A 20,281-nucleotide genomic window follows, 5' to 3' on the forward strand; every position below is an offset into this window, starting at 1 on the left:
GCTCCCGATCCGGCGCCGCATCCCCGAACGGTGACTCCTGGTGTCATCACGTCCCGAGCTTCTCGGCCGCCTCCGCCTCCCGTGCCAGGACCGCGGGCTTGCCCGACAACGAGCGGGCCACGATCCTGCCCACCCCGGGCAGCCCGGACAGGCGCATGGCGGTGCGCCTGATGTGCAGGCGCGCGGCGGACGCGGGCAGGAACCATTCGGCAGCCGCCCGACCTGCTTCCTGCTTCTCCTCGGCCACGGGGCGCCAGCGTTCCTCGTACGCGGCGAGCCCGGCCTCGACGGAGGACGCCCGCCCGAGTTCCTCGGCGAGCACGTACGCCCCCGCGATCCCGAGCGATGCGCCCTGGCCCGCGAGCAGGGAGACGGCGTAGCCGGCGTCCCCGACCAGGACGGTGCGGCCCCGGCTCCACCGATCGGTCACGATCTGCGCCACCTGGTCGTAGTACATCTCCTCGGACGGAGGGCACTTCTCCAGAGCTCGCGGGACCACCCAACCCAGACCTCCGTAGGCACGTCGGACCTCCTCCCGGGCATCGCGGGGAAGCTCCCCCGGGCCGGCCCGGTGCACACCGAAGGCGGCGACCCGGCCGTCCCTCAGGCCGTAGAGGCCCATCTGTCGGTCGATCGTGTCGGTGAGGCAGAGGCGGTCCCTCACCTGCTCGAAGATCTCCGGGTCATCGAAGACGTACGCGGTCGTGTGGAACCCCCGGTACTTCAGGAAGTCGGCCTCGTCGCCGAAGACGAGTCGGCGCACGGTGGAGTGCACACCATCGGCACCGACCAGGAGGTCGGCCCGTTCGACGGTCCCGTCGGCGAGGGTCACCCGCACTCCGTCGGACGTCTCTTGCACCGCCTTCGGTCCGGTGCCGAACCGGAGGTCCACCGTCGGCGGGAGCGCCTCCCGCAGCACCTTCTCCAGATCGGGCCGCATGATGCTCATCAGCCTGCCGCCGACGGCCCGGGAGAACTGCACGTAGTCGAGGCCCGTGCGGCGGTGCCCCCGTTCGTCGACGAAGCTCGCCTCGTCGATCCGGTACGCCAGCTCCTTCAGCCGCGGAAGGAGGCCCATGGCCTCGGCTGCGTCGTACCCGGGCCCGAAGAAGTCGACCATGTACCCCTGGGTGCGCGGGCCGGCCGCCTTTTCCCACACCACGACGTCCCACCCGAGGGCGTCCATTCGGTGTGCGAGGGCGAGGCCTGCGATGCCCGCCCCACAGATCACTGCTTTCATGCCGTATCACCCGTTTCCTCGGCGGCGAGTCCCCCGCCGTAGATGGCAAGTACTTCTGGCGCCCAGCGTTCGAGGCCGGGCGTGGAGAGCGGGTCGGTCCCGAGGACTTCGGTCAGCCGTGGGCGCAGCAGCAGCAGCGCCAGGTCGTTGACGAGCAGGAACGCGGCCCGCACCTGTGGGTCTCGGCCCCGCACGGCCCGTCCGGCGCGCTCCATCTCCTCCAGCGTCTGCAGGCTGAGTTCGTGCAGCCGACGGAACAGGATCCGGCCCGCTTCTGACTCCGACAGCAACAGCCGCCCCAGATAGGCGGGGATGGGCGAGCCCTCGGGCAGGTGGCGCAGCACCACCTCCCCCAGCGAACGCAGTGGACCGCCCTCTGGACTTCCGGCTTCGGGAGCGGGCCCGGCAACCTCTCCGAGCACGGCTTCGAAGACGGTCAGCACGTACTGGTCGACGTCCTGCCGCAGCCCGCCCTTGGAACCGAAGTGGTGCAGTACGAGCCCGGGCGACACCCCTGCGGCCTGGGCGATCTGTCGTACGGACACCGCATCCGGCCCCGACTCCGCGAAGAGTCGGAGTGCTTCGTCACGCATCACGGCCCGACTCGTACGGTCGTCGCCGCCCTTCATTGCTGAACGCATGTTCAAAACACTAAACGATCGTTCAACGCAAAGGCAAGGGTGGCTCCCCCGCACGGAACGCAGAAGACAGGCCGGGGTAGAACCCGGGGAGGCGCCGGCGGCACCGGTGTTCCCCGCGATCACGAACGGCTCGACTCGTCGTGCGCGACCGGCGCGGGCGGAAGGGGGCGGCCCCGGCCATCAAGGGACGAAACGCAGGACGTGCCCCGCTCCCCTGGCTCCGGGCAGGACGTCGAGGGCGAGGGCGAGGCGCGGGTCCCGGCTCGATCGACCGATCCGCAAGCGGTGGCGACCGGTGCGCGGGCGCCACCGTCCGGCGGCTTCGTCCCGATGGTGGAAGGCGCGCCACGGCACGGCCACCGTGATCGTCGCGGTGTTGCCCGCCGCGATCTCGGCCACGGCGAACCCTGCCAGGACCCGGAGCGGGTCGCCGGGCACGGCGGGGGTTTCGAGGTAGGCCTGGACGACCTCGCGTCCGGGGCGGGAGCCGGTGTTGGTCAGGGTCACCATGACCGGTGGCCCGTCCCCGCCCGCGGGACAGGAGGGTGGGACGGGGACGGACGGTTCCGGCGCCTCGACCCGTGCGTAGGACCAGGTGGTCCACCCCAGCCCGTGGCCGAAGGGAAAGGCGGGCTCGGTGCCGGCGTGGTCGTAGCCGCGGTGACCGATGTGGAGTCCCTCGCGGTAATCGACGACTCCGTCCAGGGGGACGGCGTCGGGGACGGGGACGTCGGCGGCACGGGCGGGCAGTGTCCACGGCAGGCGGCCGGAGGGTTCGGCGCGGCCGAGCAGCACGTCGGCCAGGGCGTGTCCCGCTTCCTGACCGGGCAGCCAGTGCCAGAGCAGGGCGGGAACCTCGGAGGCCCAGGGCAGCAGGATCGGGGCGCCGGCATTGACGACGACGACCGTGCGGGGGTTGGCGGCGGAGACCGCGCGCACCAGTCGGTGCTGTTTGGGGACTGACCTCCATCGGGACGGTCCCCACCCTCCGATTCGACCTCCTCGTTGGTGCCGATGACCACGATCTCGGCATCGGCCGTGCGTGCGGCCCGGACGGCTTCGTCGATCTCGTCGTCGATCGTCGGGCCGGGTGGTCGGTGTCGCAGGTGGGCCGTGACGAAGCGGCCGTAGCCCTCGCCGTCGATGACCCGCAGGTCGATCCTCAGGTGCAGCTCCATCGGCGTGGAACCGACCCGCACGCCGTGGCGAACGGTCTCGGGGTGGTTGTGGCTGGACTCCAGGATGAGTTCGACGCCCCGGTCGTCCTCACCCGAGTGCACGACCTGGTGGTCCAGGGCGATGGTGAAGCGCCCGGAACAGCCGAGTTCCAGGGTGTGGGTGCCCCGCTCGGTCAGGGTGACGCGGCCGGTCAGGACCACGTCGGTCACTCCGTCCGGTACGGGGAAGGCCCCCCAGTCGCCCGTGGGGCGGACCTCCTCTCCGAGCTGCGTGCCGTCCGCCGCCAGCTGGGCGGCGTGCAGGCCGGTGAGCCGGACGGGGTCGATGAACGGGGCGTGCCGCCGCGAGGAACCGCCGCGGTGCACGGTGAGCGCCACCCCTTCGGGCAGCGCGGCCCGCAGGCCTTCCTCGTAGTCGATGGTGCGCACGGCGGGGACGTGGGCACTGCCGCCGCCCTGGAGGTGGGGCTGGACCGCGTTCGGTCCCACCAGGGCGACGGTGCCGAGCTGACCGGGGTCCAGCGGCAGGAGGTGCCGCTCGTTGCGCAACAGGACGGTGCCCCGGTTGAGGGCCTCCCTCAGGGGGGCGAAGTCGCCCTCTCCGATCGGTGCCGTCGCGAGGGTGGCCACCGGCGGTGCCGGTTCTCCGGCGCCCCACGGTTCGGTGAGCTTGCCGACCCGGGCGGCCAGCCGCATCAGCCTCACGACCTTGTCGTCGATGACCGCTTCGTCCACTTCTCCACGGTGGACGGCCTCGATGAGCGCAGTGCCCCAGGGGCCGTCGGGGCCGGGCATCACGAGGTCGAGACCGGCGTTGGCCGCGGGTGCGGCGGTCCGTGTGGCGGCCCAGTCGCTGATCACGGCCCCGTCGAAGCCCCATTCATCCTTCAGGACGCCTCGCAGGATGCGGCGGTGCTCCAGGACCGGTGCGGATTCGGTGCCGTCGTCCAGCCCGGAGCAGGCGCCCATGATGCTCCACGGTCCGGCGTCGGCCAGGATGTGTTCGAACGGGGCGAGATAGGCCTCGCGGAGGGTGCCGGCGTCGACCCGCGCCCGGTAGCGCGTGCGGTCCGTCTCGGAGTCGTTGGCGACGAAGTGCTTCGGACAGGCTGCGACGCCCCCTCCTGCAGTCCCCGTACGAGCGCGGCGCCGAGGACTCCGGACAGCAACGGGCCCTCGGAGAGGCATTCGAAGTGACGGCCGGCGACCGGGGTGCGTTGCAGGTTGACCAGTGGAGCGAGGACGACGTCCACGTTCTTGCGGCGGGCCTCGGTGGCGAACAGACGGCCCATTCGACGAGCCGTCTCCGGGTCCCAGGTGGCGGCCGTTGCGCTCGGGGCCGGTGCGAGCAGTCCGGTTTCGTTCGGCTCCTCGTCGGTGCCCCGCACCCCCTGGGGTCCGTCGGAGGTCACGACCGGATGCAGTCCGAGCCGCGGTTCCCCGGGCAGCGACCACAACGACGTCCCGGTCAACAGGCGCACCTTGTCGGCCAGGTCAAGCCCCTCGATCAGCTCTGCCCAGTGGCTCTCACCCCCGTGTTCCGAATGGCCCGGGAGATCGGCGGGGGGGTGGGCGGCGGGACGGGCACGAAGGCTCCTTCGGGCCGTGGCGGCAGCACGTCGGCGTGACGGCGGTCATATGAAAGCACACTTACTAAGTACTCAGTAAGTGACATGGAGCGCGTCGTGTCCCCACCCTTGGGAAGTCGATCACCAGCCACGCCGGGGGCTTATGCTTCGCAGGTGGGCAACCAGTCGGCAAGCAGAACGCATCGCAAGGCGGCTCCTCGAACGCCACGCAGCGCGGAGGCCAAGCAGCGGCAACGAGACCTCCTGCGGATCGCCACGGACACGTTCGCCGACCGCGGCTACAACAACGCCTCGCTCCAGGAGATCGCCGACCGTGCCGGACTCACCCAGGCCGGCGTCCTGCACTACTTCCGCACCAAGGCCCAGTTGTTGACCAGCGTGCTGGAGCTGCGCGACGCGAGCGACATCGACCGGTTCGGCACCGAACGCCCCCGCGGCCTCGCGTTCCTGCGGCACCTGGTCGACACCGTCGCCCGGAATGCCGAACGCGAGGGAATCGTACGCCTCTACGCGGTCCTCTCCGCGGAGAGCGTCACCGAGGGGCATCCCGCCCAGGAGTACTTCCGGACGCGCTACGAGGGTCTGCGCGCGTCGATCGTGGAGGCGCTCCAAGAGGCGTGCGAGCTCGGCGAGATCCAGGACCGCAGGTCGGTGGAGGACACGGCCAACGCGATCATCGCCGTCATGGACGGGCTCCAGGTGCAGTGGCTCCTGTCACCGGACCGTGTGGACATGGCGGACTCCACCGATCGCGCCATCACGGCGCTCCTGGCGGGACTCGCCCCCTCCTGAGGGGCCGCCGGACCATGGGCGGACCCCATGCCGGACCGTGGAGACCGGCCGAACCCACGAGCCCTCCGAACCGCTCGGGTCCCGGGGCAGGAGGAGCACGACCACGGCCCACTCGCATCGTTCGTGCGTCGTAGAGTGACTGCATGTCCGAAGCCATGCACGGGGTCACCACCGGGGCCGTCGCCAGGCGCCTCGGCGTGTCACCGACGACCGTGCGCTCCTGGGAGCAGCGGTACGGCATCGGGCCCGCGGTTCGCGCACAGGGAAGGCATCGCCGTTGGATGCCCCGGGACATCGCGATGCTGGAGGAGATGTGCCGTCTGACCGCGACCGGCATCCCTCCGGGGGAGGCTGCGCGGGTCGTCCTCGGACAGTCCGACGCGCCCCGCGAAGGGACGCCGGTCGCGGAAGGGACGCCGGCTCCGGTCCCGTCGGAGGCGGCGGACGCACCGGGCACCGAGGGCCATCAGCCGGGCTCGGGCAACGGGCTGCCCCTCGGTGACGTGCGGCAGGAGTGTCGCGGCCTGGCCAGGGCGGCGGTCCGGCTGGACAGTCCGGCGATGGAGGCACTGCTCGAACAGGTCATCTCCGACTACGGCCTGGTCACGGCTTGGGAAGAGGTGATGGTCCCGACCCTCCATGCGGTGGGCCGCAAGTGGGAGTCGTCGGACGACCGCTACGTCGAGGTCGAGCACTTGCTGTCGTGGCAGGTGTCCACGGCCCTGCGGCGAGCAGCGGTGAGCACGCCTTCGACCGCGAAGGCACCTCCGGTGCTGCTGGCGTGCGTGCCGGCCGAATCCCACACCCTTCCCTTGGAAGCGCTCGCTGCGGGCCTGGCCGAACGCAGGCTGCCGACCAGGATGTTCGGCGGGGCGGTGCCCGCCGAGGCCCTGGATGCCGCCGTGCGCAGGTCGGGGCCCGCCGTGGTCGTCCTGTGGTCGCAGGCCCGCTCGACGGCAAGTCATGCCCTCGCACGGCACGTGGCCGGCACCTCGTTCGGGCTCAGGGGCGCACGCACCACACCGCTCGTCCTGCTGGCCGGACCCGGGTGGGCGGGACCGGCCCCCGCCGGGGGGTTGTTGCGGCCCGGCGGACTGCGTGAGGCACTCGACCTGATCTCGAGCGTGTACGGAGAGCCGGTGGCGTCGTCCGGCGCGTGAAGCCCTGTTCCGTTGCCGGGGAGGCAAAAGGGGGGCACCGGCTCCTGCGGCTCGCCCACGGCAGCACCGTCCCCGGGCGGATGCGGACGGCAACGGCGGCGCGTGCCGTGGAGTGCCGACCGGTCCGCGTCGTGACGCCGTGCTGGATGTGCGGCCGCCCACCCGACCCGCGCAGCGCTCGTCCCGGTGAGGGCCGATCGCGTGGTGCTGGCTATCCCTCGTCGATCTGGTGGTCGGCCCACACGTAGGTTTCGGGCAGCAGCTCGACGATGCGGACGGTTCGGAGGCGGTCACCTTCACCCACGATGACCTTGAGGGTCGGGAAGTAGTCGAGGAGGACCTGACGACAGCGTCCGCACGGGGGAACGACTCCTCGGTCCCTGTCGCCCACTGCAACGATCGTGGTGAGCTCGTGGGCTCCTTGGGCTGCTGCCGCACCGATGAGGACCAGCTCGGCACAGGGACCACCGGTGAAGTGGTAGGCGTTGACCGCCGTGACGATCCGGCCGTCCCGGGCGCGTGCCGCGGCAGCCATGGTGTGGTTGTCGCCCCGGCAACGCGTGCGGGCGACATGCGCCGCCGCCTCGATGAGTTCGTGGTCGACGGTGTGCTGTTGCGTGCTCATTGCTTCTGCCTTCGTGAAGTGTCAGACGACGTTCGCCCAAGCGTCGAAGGAAGACAAGTGGTTATCCGAGGGGACGTGTTCCGGGGCCGCAGCCGGTGTCCCTCCCACCCTGCCAAGGGGGGTCGGTCACGGCCGGTCAGAGGAGCTCCTTGCGGTCCCGCGGCCGTGCGCTGGACCGCAACGGCTGCGCTGCTGCCCGAGCAGCAGTCCGCGTCCGCCGGCGGTCACGGGTGAGTAGGCTCGGGGAGCCGTGTCGAAGGTCAGCAGAGGAGAGACAGATGTTCGTCAAGGTGTGCGGGCTCGGGACGACCGCCGACATCGACGTGGCGGCCACGGCCGGAGTGGACGCCATCGGTCTGGTGATCAGCGGGACCAGCGTGCGCGGGCTCGACCGGAAGCGGGCAGCACGGCTCGCCTCGCACGTGCCGTCGAACGTCCTGTCCGTTCTGGTGGTCAATGACACGCCCGCTGCCGAAGCCGCCCGTACGGCCGATGAACTGGGCTTCGGAGCTCTCCAGTTGCACGGCCGCGCCTACCAGGAGGAGGACTTCACCGCTGCGGCCGCGATCTTCCCTCGCCTGTGGCGGGCCACCTCTTTGAGCGACCGGCCCGACACCGGGGTCGGCGCCTACGGCGAGGAAGTCCTCCTCCTCGACTCCCCTCGCGCGGGATCCGGTGAGCCGTGGGACCTGTCGCTCCTCGCGACGTCCCGCCCCCGGGGAAACTGGCTGCTCGCCGGCGGACTCACTCCCGAGAACGTCGGCGAGGCGATCGCCCGGGCCCTCCCCTGGGGCGTCGACGTCTCCAGCGGCGTCGAGTCCGCCCCCGGGGTCAAGGACCATCAGCGGATCAGCAGGTTCGTCACCGCAGCGAAGCGGGCCGCTCCCCGTGCAGCGTGACTCCACGGTGGCATACGGGCCCGCTTCGCCCGCCCCTCCCACGGCGCATTGAAAGCGGAAGGCGGCGTGCGGGACGGCGTCCGGCGGGCCCGGGAGGCACGGTCGTGATCGGGGTCCCGTCCTCCGGACGAGAGGGTTCCGCAGTCGTGGTGCGCCGGCCGGGGGCTGCAGGGCGCCCTTCAGGCTCTCGGCACGCAGCGCACTGACGTCACGCGGGAGGACGGCACGTGGGCGGGGTTGTCCCTCGACCTCCCCGGCCCCCGCGAACCGGGTTTGCGCGTGTTCAGCGCGCAGCAGCACATCCTCCTCTCCCAGCAGTCGCGCCCCGTGCTGCTCGCCGCCGTCGACGAGCACCTCCAGGGCGTCGACTTCTGGCGCACCGACGCGTACCGCTCCTTCGTACCGCCGCTCCGCGCCGACACGGGACGCGCCTTGGCGGGGAACTCCCAGCGGTGGGCCCACCGCTTCGCCCGCTACCTGGTCGGTTCACCGGACGGTCCGGTGCACACGGGCCGGTGGCTGCTCTCACCGGAGAGTCCGCTCGGGCCCTCGCGCCCCTCGGGCACCTCGCACGCCGACCACTGGAGTTCGATGCTCGTCGAGGGGCACCCGGACGGATGCGTCGACTGGTTCCTCCATTCCTGCGGGTGGGAGGTCCTGCCGCTGCGGCCGATGCCCGACGCCGATGACGGTCGGGTCAAGGCGTACCGCAAGCAGGTGCGCGAGGGAACGCTGCCACCGGTCCTCTTGTGGTGGGTCAGCGGTCTGGACTGCCATCTGGTCCTGGACGGTCATGCGCGACTCGCCGCGTCGATCGCGGAGTCGGTCGAGCCCCCGCTCCTGCAGTTGCACCGCACGCTCCCGAACGACGACCGCAGCGCACGCATCGATGACGCCGTGGGCTTCTACACCGACGAGCTGGCGCGTTTCGCCGGGCTCCGCGCCGTCCACGGGCCGACCGTCCCGGACGGCACGGCCACCGCCGGCCCCAGCTCGCCCGACTCCTCCATGATCTGGATTCCCTGCAGCAACCGACCCGGGCCTGGCCCCTGCCGGGTGGGGAAGCCCAGTGGCATGACATCGCACGCGGAGCAACCACGCCACGAGCCCGCCCCCTCGTGTAGGTCCTGTCGCACGCCCGGCACGCAGGGCACGGTGTGGAAGTGGCACTCCCCGGACGGCTCGGTGGGGCCCGGTACCGCGAGAGCGGCGCACAGCGCATGATCCGGGCGGAGGACGGGCGCGCAGCGACCGGCGCGGCGCCGCGCGTACGGTCCCCGGCATGCCGCCCGCTGCGCCGCCACCGCATCCTCACGGTCCGTGTCCGGCCGGCAGGCCGTGGGCCGGGCAGGCGCCAGCCCGGCCGGCTCGGCATGCGGCTCACAGCGCGTCCGCACCGGACTCGCCGAACGTTCCGCCGCCCTGCGCGTTCATAACCAGTCTTGAGCAGGTCAAACCAACAGGTCGCCGTCAATGCCATAACGTTCAGATTGCGAACATGGCATAGCGCAAAGGTGTTGCAGATTCGTTATCAAGTGACTCTTTGTCCAGGTTTGCACCGTTTTCTTCAAACATCTTGTGGCCCTTGCCACTCCCTGGGGATCAAAGGCAGCTCGGGCAATAACACTCCGAAATGTCCGACGCAAGGCTTTCGCCTCATGCGCTTTCGGCTTCTGCTGGGTAACTTCGGCCCGCATGACCACCACCTGCACCCCGGCCGCCCGCCGGTCGCGGCGACCCTGGGTCGGGACCCTCACTGGTGAACCCCGTGGCCCGTGGCCGTGCCGCACCGACGGTCCGCCCCACGTTCCCGCCCACCGGTGGCCGCCTTCAGGCCGGCCCTCCGAGTCCGTCTCCAGCCTCACGGACTCCGCTCGCCCTGCCGTCCGGCCGCGCCGGGAAGAAGCAGGTGCGATGGAACGACGGTGCCGATCCGCCCGAAGAAGAAAGCCACTTGACTCTTGTTGACACGAACGACCATCTACACGGACGGCACTTGGCGCGGCGCGCACAGTGGTGAAACGCGCGAGATCATCGATCCGGCAGACGGCCAGCCCTTCGCCGTGGTAGCCGAGGGCGGCGCGGCCGACGCAGACGCCGCCGTCGCCTCGGCACGCTCCGCTTTCGACTCCGGCGCGTGGCCGGGAACGCCCGTGAGCGAACGGGCCGCACTGCTACGGCGCGTCGCCGACCTGCTGGTCCGCGACCGCGAGGAAATCGCCCTGCTGGAAAGCCGCGACGCGGGAAAGACCGTCGAGGAAGGACGCATCGACGTCGACTGCGTGGCCGACGCCTTCCGTTACTTCGCCGATCTCGTCCTGGCCGAGGGCGGAGGTCGCCTTGTCGACGCGGGCAGCGACACCGTGCACAGCGTTGTCGTGCACGAGCCGGTCGGCGTGTGCGCAATGATCACGCCTTGGAACTATCCCCTTCTGCAAGCGAGTTGGAAGATCGCCCCGGCTCTGGCTGCCGGAAACACCCTGGTGATCAAGCCCAGTGAGATCACCCCCCTCACCACCGTGACGCTGATCGCCCTGCTGACGGAAGCCGGGCTCCCCGCCGGCGTCGCGAACCTGGTCACCGGCCCCGGACACACCGTCGGCGCACGCCTCTCCGAACACCCCGACGTCGACCTCGTCTCCTTCACCGGCGGTCTGACCAGCGGGGTCAAGGTGGCCCAGGCAGCCGCTCCCGGCGTCAAGAAGGTGGCGCTGGAGCTCGGCGGCAAGAACCCCAACGTGGTCTTCGCCGACGCCTGTGACACCGCGGACTCCTTCGACACCGCGGTGGACCAGGCCCTGAACGCCGCGTTCATCCACAGCGGCCAGGTCTGCTCGGCAGGCTCCCGCCTGATCATCGAGGAATCGATCCGCGAGCGGTTCGTGGCCGAGCTGAGCCGCCGGGCCAGCCGCATCCGGCTGGGGCGCGGCACCGAGAAGGGCGTCGAATGCGGCCCGCTCGTCTCGCGCAACCAGTTGGAGCGCACGGAGGAGTACGTCGCCTCCGCGCTCGCCGAGGGCGCCGTGCTCCGCGCCGGTGGTGCTCGCCCCGAACCCTCCGACACCCGTCCCGCGGGCGGCTACTTCTACGAGCCGACGGTCCTCGACCGCTGCCACCGCCGCATGCGGGTGATCCGCGAGGAGATCTTCGGCCCCGTCCTGACGATCGAGACCTTCCGCACCGAGGACGAGGCCGTGGCCCTCGCCAATGACACCGAGTACGGCCTGGCGGGAGCCGTCTGGACCGGGGACGCGGCACGTGCCCGTCGGGTGGCCGGCCGGATGCGCCACGGCACCGTATGGATCAACGACTTCCACCCCTACCTTCCGCAGGCCGAGTGGGGCGGCTTCGGCAAGTCGGGCGTCGGGCGCGAACTCGGCCCCACGGGCCTCGCCGAGTACCGCGAGACCAAGCACATCTACCAGAACCTGGCGCCCCGTCCCGTGCGGTGGTTCTCCGGCTGACCCTCGAACGGCCCGGCGACGCACCCGCCCCGTCGCCGAAGCCCCGACAGGCACCTAGAACGCCCCCACGCCCCTTGGAGTGAACGCACCATGTCCGACCGCACCTACGACTACGTGATCGTCGGCGGCGGCACCGCCGGTTCGGTGATCGCCTCGCGCCTCACCGAAGACCCGGACGTCACCGTCGCCGTCATCGAGGGCGGCCCCTCCGACGTCGACCGCCCCGAGGTCCTCACCCTGCGCCGCTGGATGGGGCTGCTCGGCGGCGAACTGGACTACGACTACCCGACCACGGAACAGCCGCGCGGCAACTCGCACATCCGGCACAGCAGGGCCCGCGTCCTCGGCGGATGCTCGTCGCACAACACCCTCATCGCGTTCAAGCCCCTGCCTTCCGACTGGGACGAATGGGCCGGCCTGGGGGCCAGCGGCTGGGACGCCGCCTCGATGGAGCCGTACTTCGGAAAGCTCCGCAACAACATCGTCCCGGTCGCCGAGAAGGACCGGAACGCCATCGCCCGCGACTTCGTCGGCGCGGCCCGCGACGCGCTCGGCGTCCCGCTGGTCGAGGGCTTCAACCGGAAGCCCTTCGACGAGGGAGTCGGCTTCTTCGACCTCGCGTACCACCCCGAGGACAACAAGCGCTCCTCCGCCTCGGTGGCCTATCTGCACCCGTTCCTGGACCGGCCCAACCTGCATCTGCTCCTGGAGACCTGGGCGTACCGGCTGGAATTCGAGGGCACCCGCGCCACGGGCGTGCACGTCCGCACCAAGGGCGGCGAGGAGGTTCTGCTCCGGGCGTCCCGCGAGGTGGTCGTCTGCGCGGGTGCGGTGGACACCCCGCGGCTGCTGATGCACTCCGGCATCGGGCCGCGCGAGGACCTGGCCGCGCTCGGCATCGAGGTCCGCCACGACCTTCCGGGCGTCGGCGAGAACCTGCTCGACCACCCGGAATCGGTGATCGTCTGGGAAACGAACGGACCGATACCCGAGAACTCCGCGATGGACAGCGACGCCGGACTGTTCGTGCGCCGCGACCCGGAGTCCGAGGGGCCGGACCTGATGTTCCACTTCTACCAGATCCCCTTCACCGACAACCCGGAACGCCTGGGCTACGAGAGGCCCGAGCACGGCGTGTCGATGACGCCGAACATCCCCAAGCCGCGCAGCCGCGGTCGGCTCTACCTGACCAGTGCCGACCCCGAGGTGAAGCCGGCCCTCGACTTCCGCTACTTCACCGATGAGGACGACTACGACGCCCGCACCCTCGTCGACGGGATCCGGATCGCCCGACGCATCGCGGCCTCCGAACCGCTCGCGTCGTGGCTGGGCCGCGAGGTCTGCCCCGGTCCCGAGGTGACCGGGGACGAGGAGCTCAGCGAGTACGCCCGCAAGGTCGCGCACACCGTCTACCACCCGGCCGGCACCTGCCGGATCGGAGCCCAGGACGACGACCTGGCCGTCGTCACGCCCGACCTGACCGTCCGCGGTCTGCAGGGCATTCGGATCGCCGACGCCTCGGTCTTCCCCGCCATGACCGCTGTGAACCCCATGATCGCCGTCCTGATGGTGGGTGAGAAGTGCGCCGACCTGCTCGTGTCGGACGACAACCCGAAGGAGGCCGCCTGATGGACGGTCACGATCCCGTGTTCTCGGTCCGTGGTCTGTGGAAGGTCTTCGGTCCGAAGGCCGACCGCGTCCCCGGCGACCCCGACAACGCCGGCCTCTCCACGGCCGAGATCCGCGAACGCACCGGCTGCACGGCAGCCGTCCGCGACGTCTCCTTCGACGTCCACCGCGGCGAGGTCTTCGTGGTCATGGGCCTCTCCGGCTCCGGCAAGTCCACCCTGGTGCGCTGTCTGACCCGACTGATCGAGCCCACTTCCGGAGAGCTCGCCATGGACGGCGAGGACGTCCTGGCGATGGACCGCTCCCGACTGCGCGAACTGCGCCGGCACCGCGCCGCCATGGTCTTCCAGCACTTCGGACTGCTCCCGCACCGCACCGTCCTCGACAACGTCGCGTACGGCCTGGAGATCCAGGGCGTCGGCAAGGACGAACGGCGGGCGCGGGCCCACGAGGTCATCGAGAAGGTCGGCCTCGCCGGCCTGGAGGAGCGCCGCCCCCACCAGCTCTCCGGCGGCCAGCAGCAGCGGGTGGGACTGGCCCGCGCGCTCGCGGCCGACCCCGAGGTACTGCTGTTCGACGAGCCGTTCAGCGCGCTGGATCCGCTGATCCGCCGTGACATGCAGGAGGAGGTGGCCCGCCTCCACCAGGAGGAGGGCCGCACCATGGTCTTCATCACGCACGACCTCGCCGAAGCGCTCAAGCTCGGCGACCGGATCGCCCTGATGAGGGACGGCGCCATCGTCCAGCTCGGCACGCCCGAGGAGATCGTCACCCGTCCGGCCGACGACTACGTGCGGGACTTCGTCCGTGACGTGCCGCACGAGCAGATCGTCCCGGTGTCCCGGGCGATGCGCCCGGCCGTGGGCGACGAGGCGCGGCAGGGTGCGGAGCTCCCTCCGTCCGCCACGGTCGCCGAGGGCATCGCAGCCGTCGCCCGGGACGGGGTGCCCGCCCGGGTCGTGTCGGACGGAAAGCTCCTCGGTGTCGTGGACCACGTGCGGCTGCTCTCCGTGGTGGCCGGTTTGACACCGGGCGACCACGGCGACGGCTCGAAGCACCAGGGCGTCCGCGATGCCACGGGCGTCCAGATCGGGGACGGTCGCCGACCCTCGGTTCCCGCCCCGGGCAAGGGCCCGGACCCGGACCCGGACAAGGACGCGGTGACCGCATGAGTACCGCCACCGCCTCCCGCCCGCCGGTCAGCGGCGACCGCTCCCGAGACGATGCCGAGAAGCCCCCGCGCACCCGTGCTTGGCGGCCCTCCCCACCGTCCGCCCCGGTGGTGCTGCTGTTCCTCGCCCTGCTGCTGCCCACCGCCGCCCTGCTGGCGGACGGTGGTTGGCCGCAGGCCCTGCGGGTGGACCTGATCCCCACCCTGGACTCCTTCGCCGACTGGGTGGTCGACAACCGCGACACCCACCCCGTCTTCCTGTACTTCCTGCTGCACCTGTCCAACACGGCCACCGACTCCGTCGCCTGGACGCACGACGTGCTCACCTCAGTGGGCTGGCTCGGAGTGCTCACCGTCGCCACGGCGCTGGCCTGGTACGCGGGGGGTGCGGGACGGCGGGGCGTCAAGCCGGCGCTCGTCGCCGTGGGCTCCCTGGCCGGCTGCGGCCTCCTCGGGCTGTGGGACGCGGCAACCGAGACGCTCGCCCTGATGCTGGTGTCCGTCGCCGTCGCCGCCGTGCTCGGACTGTTGCTCGGCCTGGCCAGCGGCCTCTCGGACACCGCGCAGCGCGTGCTGCGCCCCGTGCTGGACACCATGCAGGTGCTGCCCGCCTTCGCCTACCTGCTGCCGCTCGTCCTGATCTTCGGCATCGGCACTCCGTCGGCGCTGATCACCACGGTGATCTATGCCGCGCCCCCGATGGTTCGGATGACCGCGCTGGGCCTGCGCGGTGCGGACCCCGCCGTCCTGGAAGCGTCCCGGTCGCTCGGCTCGACCCCCTGGCAGCGGCTGTGGGCGGCGCGGTTGCCCATGGCGCGGCCCCAGCTCTTCCTCGGTCTGAACCAGACCATCATGATGGCCCTGTCCATGGTGGTCATCGCGTCCGTCGTCGGCGCCGGCGGCCTCGGCGAGAGCGTCTACCAAGCGCTCAAGACCAGGGACTTCGGCCAGGGAGTGACCGCGGGCCTGGCCATCGTGCTCCTCGCCGTCTGGCTGGACCGCACCACCGCGGCAGCCGGCGCCCGCAGCGGCACCCCCGTCGGGCGCCGGGGCACCGGAATCGCCCTCCTGGTGGCCGGGCTCGGCCTGCTGGTGGGATCCAGCGCGGGCCGTGCGTGGCCCGAGGGCGTCACGGTGGGCATCGCGGGGCCGCTGAACTCGGCCATCGACTGGGTGGTCGGCAACATCTACCAGGACGTCCCCGTCGTCGGCGGTACGTCGGTGTGGGCCGGCAACTTCACCAGCTGGGTGTTGAACCCGCTGAACGACGGACTGCAGGCACTGCCCTGGTGGAGCCTGCTGTTCCTGGCAGGTGCCCTGGCGTGGCTGGTGGGCACCTGGCGGGGAGCGCTGACCTCCGTGCTCGCCCTCGGATGCACCGGTGTGCTGGGCATCTGGGACAAGTCCCTGTACACCTTGTCCCAGGTCCTCGTGGCCGTCGCCCTCACCCTCCTGCTGGGATTCGCCATCGGCATCCTCGCGGCTCGCGTGCCGGTCGTGGAACGCCTGCTGCGCCCGTTGTTCGACGCCATGCAGACGCTTCCGCAGTTCATCTACCTCATCCCGGTCGTCCAGCTCTTCAACGCCGGTCGGGTCGCCGCGATCACCGCGGCAGCCGTGTACGCGCTGCCCGCCGTGGTGCGGGTCACCACCCAGGGCCTCCAGCAGGTCAGCCCGGCCACCATGGAGGTGTCCCGCTCCCTGGGGGCCACCACCTGGCAGCAGATCCGTGACGTGCAGTGGCCGCTGGCACGGCCGGCGCTGCTGGTCGCGGCGAACCAGGGCGTCGTCCTGGTGCTCGCCGTCGTCGTCATCGGAGGCCTGGTCGGCGGCGGAGCCCTCGGTTTCGACGTCGTCAAGGGCCTCACCGCGGGCGAACTCGGCACCGGTCTGGTCGCCGGCGCAGGCATCGTCTGCCTGGGTCTGACCCTCGACAAGCTCACCCAACCGGCCGGTGGAAACCCCTCCGCCGACGCCCGGCACTGACCGTCCCCCGTCCTCTCGCCCGAAAGGCAGTTCCCCATGCCCATGCACGCCCCCACCCACCCCATCCGCACCGACCGGCGCAGCCGGAGCCTGGCCGGTCGGGCGGCTCTCGCCGCCGCCGGTGTGATCGGCCTGCTCGCCGTCAGCGCTTGCGGCGCAGCCGACACCGGCAGCGGGGACTCCAAGACCATCAGCCTGCACACCCCCTCGTGGGTGGGCGCCGAGGTCAACACCGCCGTTGCCAGCTACCTGCTGGAGCACGAGCTCGGCTACGAGGTCAAGACCCAGCAGATGGACGAGACCCCCGCCTGGGACGCGATGAGCCAGGGCAAGATCGACGCTATCCTCGAGGACTGGGGCCACCCCCAGGAGGAGAAGCGCTACGTCGAGGGCAACAAGACCATCGTCTCCGCCGGCGGTCTCGGCGTGACCGGCCACATCGGCTGGTTCGTCCCGAAGTACCTCGCGGACCAGCACCCGGACATCACGGACTACAAGAACCTCAACAAGTACGTCGACGTCCTCAAGACGCCCGAGAGCGGCGCCCAGGGCCAGTTCATCAAGGGCGACCCCTCGTACGTCTCGCACGACAACGCGCTGATCAAGAACCTCGACCTGAACTACAAGCCGATCGAGGCGGGCGCCGAGGCCACCCACCTCGCCCAGCTGGAGCAGCTGTACAAGAACAAGAAGCCCTTCCTCACCTACTGGTGGACCCCCCAGTGGATGAACGCCACCATGGACCTGGTCGAGGTGAAGCTGCCGCCCTACAAGGACGGCTGTGACGCGGACAAGAACGCCGTGGCCTGTGCCTACCCCGAGGTGCCGCTGAAGAAGTGGATGAACGCGGACTTCGCGAAGGAGGACAGCGACGCGGCCAAGTTCCTGAAGAACTTCAACTGGACCACCGAGCAGCAGAACCTGGTCGCCAAGTACGTCGCCGCCGACAAGATGACTCCGGAGAAGGCCGCCGAGAAGTGGGTCAAGGAGAACGAGTCCACCTGGAAGGCCTGGCTGCCGAAGAAGTAGCCCTCCAGTCGTAACGGCACGGGTACGGCCCCTGGAAATCACTCGATTCCCAGGGGCCGTACCCGTGCCGGGATGCGGTGGTGGGCCGCTGTTCGGCTCCGTACCGGTCTGCCCGCACTGGTCGGGGCTGGCAGTCCGCGGTGTGGATCGTCCGTCCTCCCTTCCTCTAACGTCCGGTGTGGAGCGCGACCAAGACATGACCGGTGGACTGCAAAACGGCTTCGAGGGGTGCTGTGGATCTCGGCTCTGTGATCATCGCGGTGGCAGGCGTGGCAGGAACCCTGGGGGGATCGCTGCTTACTCAACGCGCCTCTGAACGGGCGAAACGTCGGGAGATAGAACTGGTGCGGGACCATGCGGAGGTCCGCGAGAACCTCCTCCTGCGACGCACCTGCTACGTGGAGCTCAACAGGGACGCGCGTCAGTTCACCACGGCGCTCAGGCAGTTCCTGCATGCCATGCAGGAACGTAGGGTCGAGGAGACCGACCGGGCAGAACTGGACGAGGCCAAAAGAGCCCACCGCGATGCGTATTCCCAAGCACAGATGATCGCCCCGGACGAAGTGCTCGCACCTGCGAGTGAGGTCAACAAGGCCCTGAGCGGGGTGTACGGCCAGATCAAACGCCTGGAACGAGAAGAGCCCGAGCCCGGGGAGACGATGAACACCGCGTTCCGGGCCCAAGCGGAAATCTGGGGTCTGCTGCGGACTCTGAGGACGGTGATGCGTCATGACCTCGGGGCGGCCTCCGTGGGCGACGGTGTGCCGGTGCGCCTCCCCCACCAACTGGCCGATCGTCGGAGCACGCCTTGAACCGCGGGTCCAGCGGTTGACTTCGAGATCCGCCGGGGCGGGTGGGGCGCTCGGGAGGCGGGCTTCGCGAACGGGACCGGTGGGGAGCCCGGTGGTGGCGACCCGTCAGTCCTGCGGGTGGACGAGGCCGTACGCGCCCGGAGCCGGCCCGGTGGCAAGGACGGGTCGCAGAAGGGGAGCGGGTGGATTCACGGGGACTTGACGGCTCGTCAATCCGATCCGTACGCTCCACGGCCCTCGGCCGGCCCCGCTCCCCGTGGCCCTCCCCGCGTCGGTCAGCCCGCGCCCCGGTCCGTGCCCCACGGTGTCCGCGCCTCACGGTCCGGGGCTACCGGGCCGGGGCGGGTCAGGAGCGGGGGTTGGGGCGGCGCAGACCGAGGGCAATGAGGAGGGCCGCTCCGAGGACGATCCCCGCGTCGATCACGATCACGGTGTGCACGCCCTCCAAGAGGTCCGTGGTGGTGGTCGCCAGTACGCCGAGCAGCGGGATGCCGACGGTGATGCCGATCTGCTGCGTGGAGGTGACCAGGCCGGTGGCCAGGCCCTGCTCCTCGTCCGGCACGCCCGAGGTGACCGTCAGGCCGTAGGAGATGATGGCGGCGAGGTGGCACACACAGGCCAGGGCGAGACAGACGACGGCCACCCACACGCTCCACCCGGCGGTCCCCACCGCCAGCAGTCCGGCGCAGAACAGGCCCTGTCCCACCAAGGAGCCGACGAGGGTCGGTCCGCTCCCGAAGCGCCCGACGACCTTCGGGATGAAGCCTCCCGACACCGCTGCGGCCGTGCCCTGGACGCCGAAGACAAGGCCCGTCTGGAAGGCGGAGAGGTCCAGGACCCGCTGGAGGTACAGACCCATGACGAAGACGACCGTGCTCATCATCGACAGGGTGACCATGCCTCCCAGATTGCCCCAGGCAACCGTCCGGCGGCGCAGCGTCGTCAGCGAGATCAGCGGATCCGCCGTGCGTGACTCGACGATCACGAACAGGACGAGCAGCAGCACCCCGGCGACCAGTGCAGCGATCACGTCGGCGCCGCCGAAACCGCGGTCGGCCGCGGTGGACAGGGCGTAGATCACGGCGAGGAGTCCGGCCGTGACGGTGAGGGCGCCGGGGACGTCCAGGCGGGGGCGGCGGGGGTTCTTCGACTCGCGGAGCACACCCGGTGCGAGTGGCAGCACGATCAGCGAGAAGAGGGCCAGCAGCCCCATCGTCGAACGCCAGCCGAGGGTGTCGGTGAGGACCCCTCCCATCACCATGCCGACCGTGAAGCCGAGGGAGAGCAAGGTGCCCGAGATGGAGAGTGCGCGGTCGCGCGGGGGCCCTTCCGGGAAGATGGTGGTCAGCAGCGACATGCCCGTGGGCACGACGGCGGCGGCCCCCAGGCCCTGCAGGGCACGGCCGGCCAGGAACGAGGTCGGGTCCCAGGCGAAGGTGGCCAGGAGCGAGGCCGCGCCGAACAGGACCAGGCCGGCGAGGAACGTCTTGCGCCGGCCGAAGAGGTCGCCCGCGCGGCCGAAGACGAGGAGGAAGCCGCCGGAGGGCAGGGCGAAGGCGGTGACCGCCCACTGCAGGGTGGCGGGGCTCATGCCGAGTTCGCCCCCGAGCGTGGGGAGGGCGACGTTCAGCACGGAGAAGTCGAGCGCGACCATGAACTGTGCGGCGCACAGCACGACGAGGACGAGCGTGGACTTGGCCGGCGCCCCGGTGCCTTCGGGTGGCGCTCCGTCGGTGACGGGGGCGGTCTCGGTGCTCTGGGTCATGGATCCTGACTTTCTCAGGGCTCGGAAGCGGGAACGGGGGAGCGGAACGGAGGGGGCGGGTCGTGCGGCGGTGTGGGGTCAGCCCGGCAGCCGTGGACCCAGCGCGTGGAACCCGCCGCCCGCGAAGACGAGGACCGGGACCGTGGCCGGGCGGAGCGTCTGGCACCGGTCGACGGCGCCGATGACGATGACGTGGTCGCCGGCCTCGACGAGCCGGTCGAGTCGGCAGGCGAAGTAGCCGACGGCGCCGCTCAGCAGGAGGCCCCCGCCGGGGGCCTCCGCCGTGCGGGCCCTGCCTTCG

At 70.9% G+C, this 20,281-nt stretch carries 16 protein-coding genes and 2 pseudogenes; 10 read left to right on the plus strand and 8 right to left on the minus strand.

The window, feature by feature from the left end; all coding sequences use genetic code 11:
• Positions 1-46 precede the first annotated feature (46 nt).
• The 5 genes and pseudogenes from ACFW2Y_RS25435 to ACFW2Y_RS25455 form a co-directional block, all read right to left on the minus strand.
• Positions 47-1,240: an FAD-dependent monooxygenase gene (locus ACFW2Y_RS25435; protein ID WP_384883571.1), complete on the minus strand. Its 1,194-nt coding sequence runs from the start codon at positions 1,238-1,240 to the stop codon at positions 47-49.
• Entirely contained in the window at positions 1,237-1,881 is a 645-nt protein-coding gene (locus ACFW2Y_RS25440; RefSeq protein WP_384883574.1) for a TetR/AcrR family transcriptional regulator, read from the minus strand. The genes ACFW2Y_RS25435 and ACFW2Y_RS25440 overlap by 4 nt, the downstream gene beginning before the upstream one ends.
• A 180-nt stretch (positions 1,882-2,061) precedes the next feature.
• A complete protein-coding gene (locus tag ACFW2Y_RS25445) occupies positions 2,062-2,391 on the minus strand; it encodes a fibronectin type III-like domain-contianing protein (RefSeq protein WP_384883607.1) in 330 nt (109 codons plus the stop codon).
• 153 nt (positions 2,392-2,544) lie between these two features.
• Positions 2,545-2,820, minus strand: a pseudogene (locus tag ACFW2Y_RS25450) (glycoside hydrolase family 3 C-terminal domain-containing protein); the annotation flags it as partial.
• A gap of 89 nt (positions 2,821-2,909) precedes the next feature.
• A pseudogene (locus tag ACFW2Y_RS25455) lies at positions 2,910-4,351 on the minus strand (glycoside hydrolase family 3 protein); the annotation flags it as partial.
• 450 nt (positions 4,352-4,801) lie between these two features.
• Here ACFW2Y_RS25455 and ACFW2Y_RS25460 point away from each other — a divergent pair.
• Together ACFW2Y_RS25460 and ACFW2Y_RS25465 are read left to right on the plus strand one after the other, a co-directional pair.
• Entirely contained in the window at positions 4,802-5,440 is a 639-nt protein-coding gene (locus ACFW2Y_RS25460) for a TetR family transcriptional regulator (protein WP_384883577.1), read from the plus strand.
• A gap of 143 nt (positions 5,441-5,583) precedes the next feature.
• A complete protein-coding gene (locus tag ACFW2Y_RS25465; protein WP_384883580.1) occupies positions 5,584-6,600 on the plus strand; it encodes a MerR family transcriptional regulator in 1,017 nt (338 codons plus the stop codon).
• A 211-nt stretch (positions 6,601-6,811) separates the two neighbouring features.
• Here ACFW2Y_RS25465 and ACFW2Y_RS25470 read toward each other — a convergent pair whose 3' ends face one another.
• On the minus strand, positions 6,812-7,225 hold the full coding sequence (locus ACFW2Y_RS25470; RefSeq protein WP_384883582.1) for a cytidine deaminase: 414 nt from the start codon (positions 7,223-7,225) through the stop codon (positions 6,812-6,814).
• Between the two features lie 278 nt (positions 7,226-7,503).
• On the opposite strand from ACFW2Y_RS25470, the gene ACFW2Y_RS25475 reads away from it, so the two are divergent.
• The 8 genes from ACFW2Y_RS25475 to ACFW2Y_RS25510 all read left to right on the plus strand — a co-directional run bounded on the left by ACFW2Y_RS25475 (position 7,504) and on the right by ACFW2Y_RS25510 (position 18,215).
• Positions 7,504-8,124: a phosphoribosylanthranilate isomerase gene (locus ACFW2Y_RS25475; RefSeq protein ID WP_384883584.1), complete on the plus strand. Its 621-nt coding sequence runs from the start codon at positions 7,504-7,506 to the stop codon at positions 8,122-8,124.
• A 279-nt stretch (positions 8,125-8,403) separates the two neighbouring features.
• Positions 8,404-9,348, plus strand: coding sequence for a hypothetical protein (locus tag ACFW2Y_RS25480; protein ID WP_384883586.1), 945 nt, complete (start codon positions 8,404-8,406; stop codon positions 9,346-9,348).
• Positions 9,349-10,085: 737 nt separating this feature from the next.
• Positions 10,086-11,588 (plus strand): aldehyde dehydrogenase family protein, encoded by a 1,503-nt coding sequence (locus tag ACFW2Y_RS25485; protein WP_384883589.1) that lies wholly within the window; start codon positions 10,086-10,088, stop codon positions 11,586-11,588.
• A gap of 90 nt (positions 11,589-11,678) precedes the next feature.
• Positions 11,679-13,217 (plus strand): GMC family oxidoreductase, encoded by a 1,539-nt coding sequence (locus ACFW2Y_RS25490; RefSeq protein WP_384883591.1) that lies wholly within the window; start codon positions 11,679-11,681, stop codon positions 13,215-13,217.
• The gene (locus ACFW2Y_RS25495; RefSeq protein ID WP_384883594.1) at positions 13,217-14,389 is read left to right on the plus strand and encodes a glycine betaine/L-proline ABC transporter ATP-binding protein; all 1,173 of its coding nucleotides are present in this window, start codon (positions 13,217-13,219) and stop codon (positions 14,387-14,389) included. Before ACFW2Y_RS25490 ends, ACFW2Y_RS25495 begins: the two co-directional genes overlap by 1 nt.
• Positions 14,386-16,374, plus strand: a complete 1,989-nt coding sequence (locus tag ACFW2Y_RS25500; RefSeq protein WP_384883597.1) for an ABC transporter permease subunit — start codon at positions 14,386-14,388, stop codon at positions 16,372-16,374. The genes ACFW2Y_RS25495 and ACFW2Y_RS25500 overlap by 4 nt, the downstream gene beginning before the upstream one ends.
• 42 nt (positions 16,375-16,416) lie before the next feature.
• Positions 16,417-17,403, plus strand: a complete 987-nt coding sequence (locus ACFW2Y_RS25505; protein WP_384883610.1) for an ABC transporter substrate-binding protein — start codon at positions 16,417-16,419, stop codon at positions 17,401-17,403.
• Positions 17,404-17,651: 248 nt separating this feature from the next.
• Positions 17,652-18,215, plus strand: a complete 564-nt coding sequence (locus tag ACFW2Y_RS25510; RefSeq protein WP_384883600.1) for a hypothetical protein — start codon at positions 17,652-17,654, stop codon at positions 18,213-18,215.
• Between the two features lie 346 nt (positions 18,216-18,561).
• Here ACFW2Y_RS25510 and ACFW2Y_RS25515 read toward each other — a convergent pair whose 3' ends face one another.
• The gene (locus ACFW2Y_RS25515) at positions 18,562-19,980 is read right to left on the minus strand and encodes an MFS transporter (RefSeq protein WP_384883603.1); all 1,419 of its coding nucleotides are present in this window, start codon (positions 19,978-19,980) and stop codon (positions 18,562-18,564) included.
• Between the two features lie 78 nt (positions 19,981-20,058).
• Positions 20,059-20,281 (minus strand): flavin reductase (locus ACFW2Y_RS25520; protein WP_384883605.1); only part of this gene is annotated, 223 nt, incomplete at its 5' end.

Source organism: Streptomyces sp. NPDC058877, assembly GCF_042742855.1.
Taxonomy (GTDB): domain Bacteria; phylum Actinomycetota; class Actinomycetes; order Streptomycetales; family Streptomycetaceae; genus Streptomyces.

What these genes read in the sequence shown, in the direction of transcription:
- ACFW2Y_RS25445 (WP_384883607.1), bottom strand. Translation starts at nt 2,391, where the DNA reads ATGGTGACCCTGACCAACACCGGCTCCCGCCCCGGACGCGAGGTCGTC.
- ACFW2Y_RS25470 (WP_384883582.1), bottom strand. Translation starts at nt 7,225, where the DNA reads ATGAGCACGCAACAGCACACCGTCGACCACGAACTCATCGAGGCGGCG.
- ACFW2Y_RS25505 (WP_384883610.1), top strand. Translation starts at nt 16,417, where the DNA reads ATGCACGCCCCCACCCACCCCATCCGCACCGACCGGCGCAGCCGGAGC.
- ACFW2Y_RS25465 (WP_384883580.1), top strand. Translation starts at nt 5,584, where the DNA reads ATGTCCGAAGCCATGCACGGGGTCACCACCGGGGCCGTCGCCAGGCGC.
- ACFW2Y_RS25495 (WP_384883594.1), top strand. Translation starts at nt 13,217, where the DNA reads ATGGACGGTCACGATCCCGTGTTCTCGGTCCGTGGTCTGTGGAAGGTC.
- ACFW2Y_RS25515 (WP_384883603.1), bottom strand. Translation starts at nt 19,980, where the DNA reads ATGACCCAGAGCACCGAGACCGCCCCCGTCACCGACGGAGCGCCACCC.
- ACFW2Y_RS25435 (WP_384883571.1), bottom strand. Translation starts at nt 1,240, where the DNA reads ATGAAAGCAGTGATCTGTGGGGCGGGCATCGCAGGCCTCGCCCTCGCA.
- ACFW2Y_RS25440 (WP_384883574.1), bottom strand. Translation starts at nt 1,881, where the DNA reads ATGCGTTCAGCAATGAAGGGCGGCGACGACCGTACGAGTCGGGCCGTG.
- ACFW2Y_RS25500 (WP_384883597.1), top strand. Translation starts at nt 14,386, where the DNA reads ATGAGTACCGCCACCGCCTCCCGCCCGCCGGTCAGCGGCGACCGCTCC.
- ACFW2Y_RS25475 (WP_384883584.1), top strand. Translation starts at nt 7,504, where the DNA reads ATGTTCGTCAAGGTGTGCGGGCTCGGGACGACCGCCGACATCGACGTG.
- ACFW2Y_RS25490 (WP_384883591.1), top strand. Translation starts at nt 11,679, where the DNA reads ATGTCCGACCGCACCTACGACTACGTGATCGTCGGCGGCGGCACCGCC.